Annotated in this window: 13 protein-coding genes; 5 read left to right on the top strand and 8 right to left on the bottom strand. The window is 35.6% G+C overall.

The window, feature by feature from the left end; genetic code table 11:
* Both M3005_RS02380 and budA read right to left on the bottom strand, forming a co-directional pair.
* On the bottom strand, positions 1-710 hold a 710-nt coding region (locus tag M3005_RS02380), incomplete at its 3' end, for a lyase family protein (RefSeq protein WP_293793340.1).
* A 196-nt stretch (positions 711-906) separates the two neighbouring features.
* Positions 907-1,620, bottom strand: coding sequence for an acetolactate decarboxylase (gene budA / locus M3005_RS02375; protein ID WP_293793337.1), 714 nt, complete (start codon positions 1,618-1,620; stop codon positions 907-909).
* 100 nt (positions 1,621-1,720) lie between these two features.
* On the opposite strand from budA, the gene M3005_RS02370 reads away from it, so the two are divergent.
* On the top strand, positions 1,721-2,293 hold the full coding sequence (locus tag M3005_RS02370) for a TetR/AcrR family transcriptional regulator (protein ID WP_293793336.1): 573 nt from the start codon (positions 1,721-1,723) through the stop codon (positions 2,291-2,293).
* Positions 2,294-2,411: 118 nt separating this feature from the next.
* Here M3005_RS02370 and M3005_RS02365 read toward each other — a convergent pair whose 3' ends face one another.
* The 5 genes from M3005_RS02365 to M3005_RS02345 form a co-directional block, all read right to left on the bottom strand.
* On the bottom strand, positions 2,412-3,968 hold the full coding sequence (locus tag M3005_RS02365) for a bifunctional metallophosphatase/5'-nucleotidase (RefSeq protein ID WP_293793335.1): 1,557 nt from the start codon (positions 3,966-3,968) through the stop codon (positions 2,412-2,414).
* Positions 3,968-4,771, bottom strand: coding sequence for a phosphonate ABC transporter, permease protein PhnE (gene phnE / locus M3005_RS02360; RefSeq protein ID WP_293793334.1), 804 nt, complete (start codon positions 4,769-4,771; stop codon positions 3,968-3,970). Before phnE (M3005_RS02360) ends, M3005_RS02365 begins: the two co-directional genes overlap by 1 nt.
* A 1-nt stretch (position 4,772) precedes the next feature.
* On the bottom strand, positions 4,773-5,564 hold the full coding sequence (phnE, locus tag M3005_RS02355; protein WP_293793333.1) for a phosphonate ABC transporter, permease protein PhnE: 792 nt from the start codon (positions 5,562-5,564) through the stop codon (positions 4,773-4,775).
* 5 nt (positions 5,565-5,569) lie between these two features.
* A complete protein-coding gene (phnC, locus tag M3005_RS02350; protein ID WP_293793331.1) occupies positions 5,570-6,322 on the bottom strand; it encodes a phosphonate ABC transporter ATP-binding protein in 753 nt (250 codons plus the stop codon).
* Between the two features lie 72 nt (positions 6,323-6,394).
* The gene (locus M3005_RS02345) at positions 6,395-7,321 is read right to left on the bottom strand and encodes a phosphate/phosphite/phosphonate ABC transporter substrate-binding protein (RefSeq protein ID WP_293793475.1); all 927 of its coding nucleotides are present in this window, start codon (positions 7,319-7,321) and stop codon (positions 6,395-6,397) included.
* A gap of 282 nt (positions 7,322-7,603) precedes the next feature.
* Here M3005_RS02345 and M3005_RS02340 point away from each other — a divergent pair, with 282 nt between their 5' ends.
* The 3 genes from M3005_RS02340 (at position 7,604) to M3005_RS02330 (ending at position 9,217) form a co-directional block, all read left to right on the top strand.
* Positions 7,604-8,257 (top strand): CPBP family intramembrane glutamic endopeptidase, encoded by a 654-nt coding sequence (locus M3005_RS02340; protein WP_293793329.1) that lies wholly within the window; start codon positions 7,604-7,606, stop codon positions 8,255-8,257.
* Between the two features lie 93 nt (positions 8,258-8,350).
* Positions 8,351-8,773 (top strand): MarR family winged helix-turn-helix transcriptional regulator, encoded by a 423-nt coding sequence (locus M3005_RS02335; RefSeq protein WP_293793328.1) that lies wholly within the window; start codon positions 8,351-8,353, stop codon positions 8,771-8,773.
* A gap of 12 nt (positions 8,774-8,785) precedes the next feature.
* On the top strand, positions 8,786-9,217 hold the full coding sequence (locus M3005_RS02330) for a GNAT family N-acetyltransferase (RefSeq protein WP_293793327.1): 432 nt from the start codon (positions 8,786-8,788) through the stop codon (positions 9,215-9,217).
* A gap of 26 nt (positions 9,218-9,243) precedes the next feature.
* Here the strand turns inward: M3005_RS02330 and M3005_RS02325 are convergent, their stop codons facing one another.
* Positions 9,244-10,383: a cation:proton antiporter gene (locus M3005_RS02325; RefSeq protein WP_293793325.1), complete on the bottom strand. Its 1,140-nt coding sequence runs from the start codon at positions 10,381-10,383 to the stop codon at positions 9,244-9,246.
* 388 nt (positions 10,384-10,771) lie between these two features.
* Between M3005_RS02325 and thiW the strand changes: the two genes are divergently transcribed.
* Positions 10,772-11,281 carry an energy coupling factor transporter S component ThiW gene (gene thiW, locus M3005_RS02320; RefSeq protein ID WP_293793324.1) on the top strand — a complete coding sequence of 170 codons (510 nt, stop codon included), beginning with the start codon at positions 10,772-10,774 and terminating at the stop codon, positions 11,279-11,281.
* Positions 11,282-11,384 lie beyond the last annotated feature (103 nt).

The raw sequence follows: 11,384 nt of genomic DNA, 5'->3' as shown, positions 1-11,384 counted from the left end.
ATATGTTCACGATAATATTTAGTCGTATTAGTACCGGTTCCAATCGCAGTTCCACCCATGCTGATGCTTTTTAGTTCTTCGCTAGCTTTATTAATTCGTTTTAAATCACGACGGAAGAGTGAAGCATATGCATGGAAAGATTTACCGAATGTAGTAGGAACGGCATCTTGGAGTTGCGTTCGACCTAGTTTAATGGTGAATTTAAATTGTTTAGCTAAGCCATCTAAGGTTTCGATTAGGCGGTTAATTTCACCGGTTAGCTTTGGTAAACGTTTTAACATGGCCATTTTACCCGCGGTGGGGTAAGTGTCATTAGTAGATTGTGCTTGGTTGACGTCGTCGTTAGGATGAATCTTAATTTCTGGATGTAATCTCATAGCGACGTTGGCGATAACCTCATTCACGTTCATATTAGTGGAAGTTCCAGCTCCACCTTGGATGGCAGGAGTGATAAAACTCTCTAAATGATGGTGTTCAAGTAAGTAATCACAAGCCCCTACAATAATGTTATATTTTATTACATCAATTGCATTTGCATCGTAATTAGCGGTGACAGATGCTTTTTTAAGTTGAATATAACTTTCGATCAAAAGTGGGTCAACTTTCTCTTTGGTGATGGGGAAATTCGTTGCGGCTCTAAGGGAATGAATGCCGTACAAAGCATCATCTTCCACTTCTAGTTTACCAACGCAATCTTCTTCTAAACGCATGCAAAACATCTCCTAAATATTTATATGTTATAAAATATAACATTAAGTATAAACCAAATAGGGTGATAGTCAATTAAAATTATCAATAATGTTTCACATGAAACGAAATTAGTTAATTTATAACGGATTTCTTCTGTTTTTCACAATAGTTTCACAAGACAAAACAAAAAGCACCTCTTAATAGAGATGCTTTTTCCTATCTTTCAGTTTTATTGATGGATCCTTCGATATCATCTTTGGAAAAATTATGATTCAAAAAATCATTGTTTTGAACCGGAAGTCTTAATTTAAAATCATTAAATAATTGAATGCCGAAATGACCATTAAAACCGCTAAATTTACTTAGATGACCACCAATTGATAAATCATCGGCAATAAAATGCATGTGAAAACCTTTAACGGCGATTTGACTAAAAGGTGATGGATTATAGTATCCAATGATTGTTCCAGTAACGTTATCTCCTTCGAAGACATGTTCGTTTTCAGCGGTTTGAATTAAGTTAGGGTATGGTTTAGTTTGCTTATAAACGGATCTAACAGTTACATGGCTAAATTGACCATGCAATTTAATTGAGAATTGTGTATTTTCGAATGGTTTGTGTTTAAAAATAACATCAGACATATCTTTACTGTTAAGATTAGGGGTAACTGATACATCTTCATAATCGGCAAAATGGGCGTTACCAAATGGAACGGTAAAATCGTCGTTTACGATTGAAACGATTCCGTCACCATCAATTTTATAAGGTTTGTTATCAATGATGATTAGTTCACCGTCTAGACCATCACCGCTTCCGATACCGGTATTACCGTTTTCCATTAATTCTTTGATGGTTAAGGTTCCATCGAATAATCCGGGAACCACGATTGCGCCAGTTCCGTTTTGGAATAATTGTGTTGTATTTTGCATAATATAACCTCCTAAAGTGTTTCTAATTTCATGATAGGTTATAATGATGGGTATTCAATATACAAAATAATACATGTGTTTAATTTTGAGAGGGATTACTATGTATGAGCGAAAAAGACAGATAACCAAAAATAAAATTATGACCGCTTTTATGCAACTAGTTCAACAAAAAGGACTGCAAACGGTGAGGGTAACGGAGATTGTTAATGCTGCTAAAATTAGTCGTGGCACCTTTTATCAATATTATGATGATAAATACGCGATCATCGAAGAACAACAGAAGGACTTGTTTCAACTGATTGAAGAGCAGCATCGTCTTTTCATTGACCAACCTGAAGAAGAGTTACGCAAACAATTATTGGACGGTAAATTGGTCAATCTAATTTTAGATGTCTTAGATGATAATGATGAAATTGTTGAGTTCTTATTTAAAAATGTTGACGGATTTATGAATTCGGCTGGTCGTTTTTTCGAAAAAATAAATTTAAAAACGTTATTAAAGATTAATCCATTGGTAAATGTTAAAAGAGCGGATATTATTGCTGCGGTAATCTCCACAGCGTTGATTAAGTTAATTGAATTATATATTTCAGATGATAAAACTTATTCTAGGGAAATTATTTTAAAGGAAAGTCGTGAATTAATTAGAGTGAATGTTTTGACGATTGTGTAAAAATAGATATATTTAACATTCATTGATGAGTTAAGTTAATGGTTGTTGTGTTATCAATAATCATTTAAAAATTAATATTATTATTGGGAATAAAAAAGCCGGCATCTAAAGATGATGGCTATTTTATTATCTTTAAGTTATTTGGTTGGGTTACATAAATATCTTGGTGTGAATGTAGGTAATCGATGATGATTTTAGGCATATCATCTTCGAATAAATTGATTATTTTTTGTCTAGAATACATATCGTAATCACCAGCGCCGACGGATCTGTATTGGTTCAAACAGATTTTTAACTTTTGTGTGCTGGAAACCGCTTTGTCTTGATATTGTAGTTCAACGACACGTTGACCAACTGGTTTAGTTAAGTCAAATGTATAGTCAATACCAGAATAATAATCATAGTTAAAATATTGTATTTTTGGTTCGCGAAATTCTTTTGCGACAGTGACCTTGTTATCTTCAAGCGCAAAGAAACTCGCACATCGTTCTAACGCCGCTTTTAAATCGCTACCCGATACTTCTTCAATCGCTAAAGTATTCGGAAAGATATAGCTGTTAAGCACATCTCTGACTGAAACAGAATTATTAAATCCTGGAATATCATCGTTAAACAATGTGGTAGCAGTAATATCTACTCCAGTGTAATCCATTTGAATGCGGTTAATTAAATCTAAAAATCCATTACCAAATAATCTGGCGTTCATCGGATTATGAATTAAACAATCGCCTTGAATTGTTGCGACCGGTTGGTCTAACCAACTTTCAACTGATTGTTGCGTCGTTTCGACCATGTTTTTTAGGCGATCGTCGATAGGGAAATTGCCGCTGGTAATTAAACGAGCTGATGAACTATCGACATGGTTATATTGGTTCAGATTAAGCGTAATTTCACCGACATCTTTACCACGATAACCGGGTTGAGTAGTTGGGATATAATTGACCTTGGCAGCAATTTCTCTGTGTTGATGACCAGTAACTAATGCATCAATTTCAGGTGCTTCTTGTAAGATTTGATAGCCTTCATTTTCACCATTAGCATTTTCAATCAGTTCACCAGTTTTTAAGTCGCTATTAAAACCACCGTGGTAAGCCACAATCACTACGTCGGCTTCTTTTTTTAGTAGTGGGACGTAATGTTTCGCCACCGCTAATGCCGATGTAAATTGCAGATCGCCGAGATTGTCGCGATCCTCCCAATTCGGCACGAATTGGGTGGTTAAACCTAATATCGCAATCTTAACCCCTTTGCGGTCGATAATCGTATAAGGACCGTCGGAGATTTTATGAACGTCGTCGCCAGAAATATTGGCGGCTAATATTGGAAAATCTCGCGTTTTCCAAGAATCAGCAATATAGTCGATTCCATAGTTAAACTCGTGATTACCTAAAACAGCAGCATCGGGATGTAATGAGTTAGCTAAGTTGCTAAATAAAGCATTTAAATGTTTATCTTGATGGGTACGATAAATGAAATCGGTTAATGGAGATCCTTGGATAAAATCACCATTTTCAATATAAATCACGATTTCATCATTGTCAGCGTTGTTGCGGACGTTATCAATCACACTGGCGGCTTTTAAATAGCCAAATCCAGTTTCTTGAGTACTATTTTTAAAATCAGTCGGCAATAAATAGCCGTGAACATCACTAGTTGATAATATTCTGATTTTCATTATGAAAGCTTCTTTCTAAGGGTTCCTGAAATCAAATCGATTAAAGTTACCATTACGATAATTCCTAATAAAATAATGCCGACTTTTGACCAATCTCTGGTTTGGATGGCAAAAAGTAATGGTGTCCCAATTCCACCGGCACCTACCATACCTAGAATTGAAGCTGAACGAACCGCTATTTCAAATTGGTAAAGGGTGTATGAGATTAATGATGGAATAATGTTAGGGATGGTTGCTAAAAATAAGACATCGAATTTGTTACCACCGGCTGATTGTAAAGCTTCGTTGGCTCCAGTATCCATTGTTTCAATTGATTCGCTAAATAATTTTCCTAATTGACCAATTGAGTGGATACCAAGTGCCAATACCCCGGCGAAAGAACCAGGACCAACGGCTTTAATAAACATGATGGCCAATACGATTTCTGGAAAGGCACGGATGAATACTAAGACCAATTTTCCAGAAGTTGAACGCCAATGGAACTTGTGTTTACGATCAGTTCGCGCAGACCAAAAGGCGAATGGCAAACTAAGAATGGATGAAATAAAGATTCCTAAGAATGCGATTGCTAAGGTTTCTAAAATTTGGGTGAACAAATCTTCACCACTACCATCGTAAAAATAGTTCCATTGGGGATGTAAAATCCCGTTTATGATTGATTTTGAAACGGTCCCAGCAGATTCTTGTAGTCCACTAAAAGATAAACTAGTGATTGACCAATAATAGATAAATCCGATAACGACAATCCAGAAAATAAATGAGTATCTAGAAAGCCAACCTTTTTTAATTTCTTGTTGTGCCATATTATCTTAACCTTTCTTGGAATGCGTTACTGATTCCATCGATTATGATTACTGCGATGAAAATGGTAATGATAATCACTGAAGTTTGATTATACATAAATGATGAAAGTGATCTTTGAAGGTAAACCCCAATCCCACCAGCACCTAGGTAACCTAGGACAGTAGAAGCTCGAACGTTAATTTCAAATGCGTATAAGAAGTAACCGACGAAGTTTTTAAACACTTGGGGTAACACGGCAGCGCCGATAATTTGCATCTTAGTAGCGCCAGTTGAGCGAAGTGCTTCAATTGGTCTTTCATCAATGGATTCGATTGATTCATAGAATAGTTTAGATACCATTCCGAAGGAAAAGATGGCTAAGGTGTACACACCTGAAGTAGGACCAATTCCAACAATCGCAACGAATAAGGCTGCTAATAAAAGATCAGGGATGGTTCTGATGAAGTTCAAGAAAAATCTAACCACCCCGCGAATGTAGGGGTTCTTCACTGTGTTTCTAGCAGCTAATACTGAAAATGGAATCGCAAAAATGGTTCCAATCGTGGTACCTAAAATCGCCATTTGGATGGTTTCTAATAGTGGACCAGTGATGATGTTGAAGTATGACCAATCAGGGTTGGACATTTTGACAATTAAATCAGCGAATTGATTTAAGTTGGTGAATAATTCCGTCCAATCTACCCCGGTAATGATAGTGGAAAGGAATAATAAGATGATGATTAAAGTTATCCAAAAAATACTAACTAAATGATATTTTTTGGAGAATGGTTGTTTTGGGATATCTGTATTCATAGTTATCACTTCGCTTTGTTTGCGTAAATTTCCGCAAAGTCTTCCTTTTTAACGTTTTCGATTGGTTCGTCATAAACGACTTCACCGGCACGGATACCGATGATACGACTAGCGTAAGTTCTAGCGATACGAACTGAGTGCAAGTTAACGACAACAGTCATACCTAATTCTTCGTTTAGTCGTTTTAAGTCATCCATAACTGCAATAGAAGTAACCGGGTCAAGGGATGCGATGGGTTCATCGGCTAAGATAATGTTAGGGTCTTGCATTAGTGTACGGGCAATCGCAACACGTTGTTGTTGACCACCAGATAGGTCATCTACCTTAGCATATAGCTTTTCGATCATGTTAACGCTACGTAATGCTTCGACCGCTTTTTGTTTATCTTCTTTACTAAATAGTCCTAAAACACTCTTCCAAGTAGGGTAGTAACCAACACGTCCGTTTAAAACGTTTCTTTGCACGGTTGATTGTTTGACTAGATTAAAGCTTTGGAAAATCATACCAATGTTTCTACGAAGTTTACGTAATGATTTGTCGCGATAATGTACGATTGATTCACCATTTACCAAAATGTCACCAGATGTGATATCGTGCATTTTGTTAATGGTTCTCAATAGGGTGCTTTTTCCGGCTCCTGATAAACCGACGATGGCAACGAATTCTCCTTTTTTAATATCTAAGTTAATGTTCTTTAGACCCACGTTTCCGTTAGGGTAGACCTTTTTAACGTCTTTAAAAGAAATGATTGATTCCATAGGGGTGCGTTTCTCCTTTTCAAAACAATAGCCTGCAGAAATTTCTTTCTAACAGGCTATTTATCTCTTTAATTATTTGTTTAGACTTTCAGCAATTTTTTCGTATTTACGTAATTGGTTGAAGTCACTATCTTTCGAGTCTTTGTAGCCTTGGTGAGCGTAAACAGTAGACATGATTTCATGACCTTGTTTAGTCTTAACAATTGCTTTGAATGCGGCAGAAATCTTCTTTTGCCACTTAGCTGACATGTCACCTCTAACAGTGATGGTGTCATTTGGAATACCAGCAGTGGTGTAAATAGGAACCACTTTACTCATAATGTCTGGGGCATCCTTTTTAACTAGGTTTCTAGCACCTTGGAAGACGAAAGCAGCATCAGTGTCTTTGTTGTAAACAGATAATACGGCTTGATCGTGACCCTTAACTTGAACGGTTTGGATACCGTCTTTGTTAATGTTGATACCGTGTTCCTTTAGTGCAACGACTGGGTAAACCCAACCAGCGGCAGAAGTGGTATCTTGAACAGCAATCTTTTTACCCTTTAAGTCTTTTAGTGACTTGATACCGCTGTTCTTTCTAACTAAGATTTGTGCATAGTAATGATTTTGTAAATGAGTACCAAAAACATCATTTGGTTCAATGTAGTTAAATCTTAAAGCTTGTAATAGCACTTTAGTGTTGTATTCTTTGTGAGATAGTGTGTAAGCATCAGGTGGAAGAAAACCAACGTCAACTTTCTTTGATCCCATTGCTTCGACGATAGTGTTGTAATCAGTTGAAACACTAACGTGAACTGGAATCCCAAGTTGTTTCTTTAGTAGTTTTTCCAATGGCTTAGCCTTGGCTTCCATGGTAGTAGCATTTGAAGATGGTACAAATTGAACATTTAGTTCCTTGGGGGTGTAGTTCTTTGCAGATTTTTGGTTCCCACAAGCAGCTAAAACGAAAACGCTAAGTAAAACGGAGCTAAAAGCAACCATTTTCTTGAAACTTTTCATCATAATCTCTCCCTATAGTTCGTGTTTTGGTTATTACATGTATTATTTTAACATAAAAAATATGGTTGTCTACATAAAATACGAACTATTATCTAATTTTTAAGCCGAAAGAGGCAAAAATGTCGATAAAACACGATTAATCCCGTTAAAAAATCTCGAAATGGTTCGATTTAGGGCTAATATCGTTCGGATTTTAAAAATTTTATAAGAATCCTGGCATCATATTGCAAAAATGTTGATCTAAATTACCATTAAAGTATTAATAAGCAGGGGACTATTTATATGAAAGTAATTAAAGTCATTGGAAGAATTATTTTATTAGCAATTTTATTAGTTTTATCACCATTTGTTGGACTGGTATCTTACCCAGTTGATTCAAATAGTAACGCGGCATTTTCACTATTAGTAGTAGAGGTTATCTTAGCCACTTTATTTGTGATTGCGGTTACTGCCATCATCTATTGGATATTATTGAGAAAAAAATTATTCCAATTATTTACCGATAACCACTGGTCTTACAAAGTTATTTTATATGCAGCTATCATGATTTGTTTAGTTCTATTAACGATGCTAGCTAGTGGAATTCCACACCAAGGACTATACAAAGACTTGGTTAACATTACCGGATTTGGTGATCCAAAATTACAATATTTCTTTATCATTATTAGCGGGGTACTAGCACCAATCGCGGAAGAATTATACTTTAGAGGATTGATTTTCACTTACGTGAGAAACATTTCCAATGTCACCGTTGCGATTATTGTGTCATCAATTTTCTTCGGTCTAGCTCATTCCTTCGTAAACCCATACATTTTTATTTCTCATGCGGTCGTAAGTATCTTCATCGGTCTATCTCGTCAAAAATCAAATGGGATGATTGTACCGATTATCATGCACATGATTTGGAACTTATTAATTTTCGCGTTAATTCTATAGTAAAAAAGCACCGCATTTGCGGTGTTTTTGTTTTAAATGAATTTAGTGGACAAAAGCAACCTTTTTGCTATAATGAAAAAAGAGGTGATCAGATTGCACCAGTCGCAAATTAAGGCGATTCGCCGTTTTAATAGATTATATACGCAGAAATTAGGCTTATTAAAGAAGAACGTTTTTAATAGTGAGATTAGTTGGGCTGAAGCGCGGATTTTAATGGAAGTCAGTGAGATTGAGACACCAACTTTAATCATAATTGCGAAAAATTTGGAACTCGATAAAAGTTACGTTAGTCGGGTAATTCAAAAATTATCCGGGTTAAAATATTTAACTAAGCAAGTTTCATCAACCGATAAAAGAGCGAAAATACTAGTGTTAACATCGACTGGTCAATCCGTTGTTGACCAACTTGATCAGTCATCAGATGACCAGATTAACTTAATGCTAGCTAATTTAAGTCAACAAGAAGCGGATGCATTCTATCATGCAGTGATGGATTTAGCTAAGTTATTGGATTAGGAGGAAATTAATATGTGGGTAACTAAAGTGTTTCAAGATTTAACATTAGAAGAACTATACGAAATTTATCGAGTGCGTTCAGCAGTCTTTGTCGAAGAACAACAGATTGTCTACGCTGATCCAGACGAGAATGATAAGCACGCTCTTCATTTATTTGAAATTAACAATGGTGTGATTACTGCATATGCTAGAATTTTCAAAGATGGCGACCATGTTACCTTTGGCCGTGTATTAACTGCTGCAGCTGTTCGTGGAACTGGGAAAGGCAAAGAATTACTTCAACACATTTTAGCCATTGTTAAAAATGAATTTGCTGATGCTGAAATTGAAATTGATGCCCAATCCCATGCCGTTGGATACTATCAAAAGGGTGGTTTCACCGTCGCCAGTGAACCATTTATCGAAGCAGGGATTGATCATATTAAGATGACGTATCCGAAATAAAAAAGCAGCTGAATTAGCTGCTTTTTTTATTTCGATTTAATAATCACGCGCAACAATATGGGTGTAATAATTGTAGTTATGATGATGACGGCGATGATAGTGGAATAATATTCAGTGGAAATTAGCTGATTTTTTAAACCGATTTCGGCAATGATTAAGCCTACTTCTCCGCGACTTATCATACCAATTCCGATTTGTGATGCGTTATTACGACTGAATTTGAAAAGACGGGCACCGCTATATGCACCGATGAATTTGGTTAAGACAGCAATGATTAACATCAAAATGAATAATCCAATATTATCGAAAATACCGTCCAACTTAACGCTTAATCCGACATTGATAAAGAACAATGGAATTAAAAACAATTGGCCAAATTGATCAATTTGATTCGTAAGACTTTCTTTGTATTTAGTCTGACTAATGATAATCCCTGCAAAAAATGCCCCGGTGATGGCACTAACTTGTACCAATTCAGCAACTCCAGATAATAACAGAGCAAATACCAAAGCTAATATAGGTAGTTTTGGTTTTATTTTTTCTAATCCGTTGAATGATAATTTCTGTGCGATAAATGTTAATAACCATACTAATAAAAAGAATCCAATTTGGTAACTAATTAAGTAATATAGATTAATTTGATGATTACTATCACCGATTCCGGTGGAAGCTATAACAATACTTAATAATAGAATGGATAAAATATCATCGGCGACAGCAGCTCCAAGAATGGTTGTACCAGCTTTAGTTTTTAGTCTATGAAGTTCTTTTAGGACTGCGACGGAAATAGAAACGGATGTTGCAGCAAAAATAATACCAATAAATAAACTTTCGATTTTTGATAATGCCAACGTTTGCCCCATCCAGTACATACCGATAACAGGGAAGACGATCCCTAAAAATGCAATTGTGATGCTAGGTTTGAAATACTTTTTAAGCATTTTCAAATCACATTCTAATCCTGCGATGAACATTAAGACGATAACGCCTAGTTCAGCCATTGATGAAATTAAGTGGCTACCATGAATGACATTTAATAGGGATGGTCCTAAAAATATTCCGGAAAACATATAACCTAATACAGTAGGGAGCTTTATTTTTAAGAATAATTGTCTAAAACATATAGCTGTAAGTAATAAAATGGCTAAAATTAGTAACTGATTCACGAAATCTTCCTCTCAAAATAAATTACAGAAAATTATATATTTTTTTTCTAATTTCGTAAATATTGTCGATTTAGGATTAATAAATATGAAGAAACTCATTACTAAATAAAATTTTTAGATAGTAAGGATATTGATATAGCAATAAATATAGGCTACATATAAAGTTTTTTTGACTTACTAATCAAAGTCCACTATGATTTAAATATACAAACATTAATGGGGTGCTTTAACCGGCTGAGATTATACCCAAGAACCTGATCCAGATAATACTGGCGCTAGGGAAGATAACGAACTTGGAATGTCCCTATCTATTCAGATAGGGACATTTTTAATTCTTTGCCGACAAATCGACTCCATTAATGTTTTTTTATTTATAGGAGGAGATTTAATGGATTCAAAGGCAAATGTTAAAAAACTGACCATATTGGCGGTTATGATTGCACTCGATTTTGTGTTATCACCGATTTTTAGAATTGAAGGGATGGCACCAATGTCGAGTGTGCTAAATGTGACTGCTGCAGTCTTAATGGGACCATGGTATGCGTTAGTCATGGCCATTGTTTGTGCATGTTTAAGAATGATGTTATTAGGAATTCCACCATTGGCGTTCACTGGAGCGGTCTTTGGTGCTTTCCTAGCGGGATTATGCTATCTTACATATCGTAAAAATTGGATGGCAGTGATTGGTGAAATTTTTGGGACTGGAGTATTAGGTTCACTTGCATCATACCCTGTCATGGTTTGGTACACAGGAACTCACAACCAATTATTCTGGTTTGTGTTCACCCCTAAATTCTTTGGTGGGGCAATTTCAGGTTCAATCATTGCATACTTATTACTATTGAAGTTATCTAAGACAAAACAATTTAAAGACATTCAAAAACTATTTTTCAAATAAACTAAAAAACCACTCTGAAAAGAGTGGTTTTTATTTGGAGATTTTTACAACAAAAAAAGACATCGTCGAAGCGATGTCTTTTATCAGTTATGGGCAGTCAGGG

The sequence above is a fragment of the Apilactobacillus sp. genome, assembly GCF_025290035.1.
Lineage (GTDB): Bacteria > Bacillota > Bacilli > Lactobacillales > Lactobacillaceae > Apilactobacillus.
The sequence above is the reverse complement of the archived record's forward strand: the minus strand, read 5'-3'. Positions and strand labels throughout refer to the sequence as shown.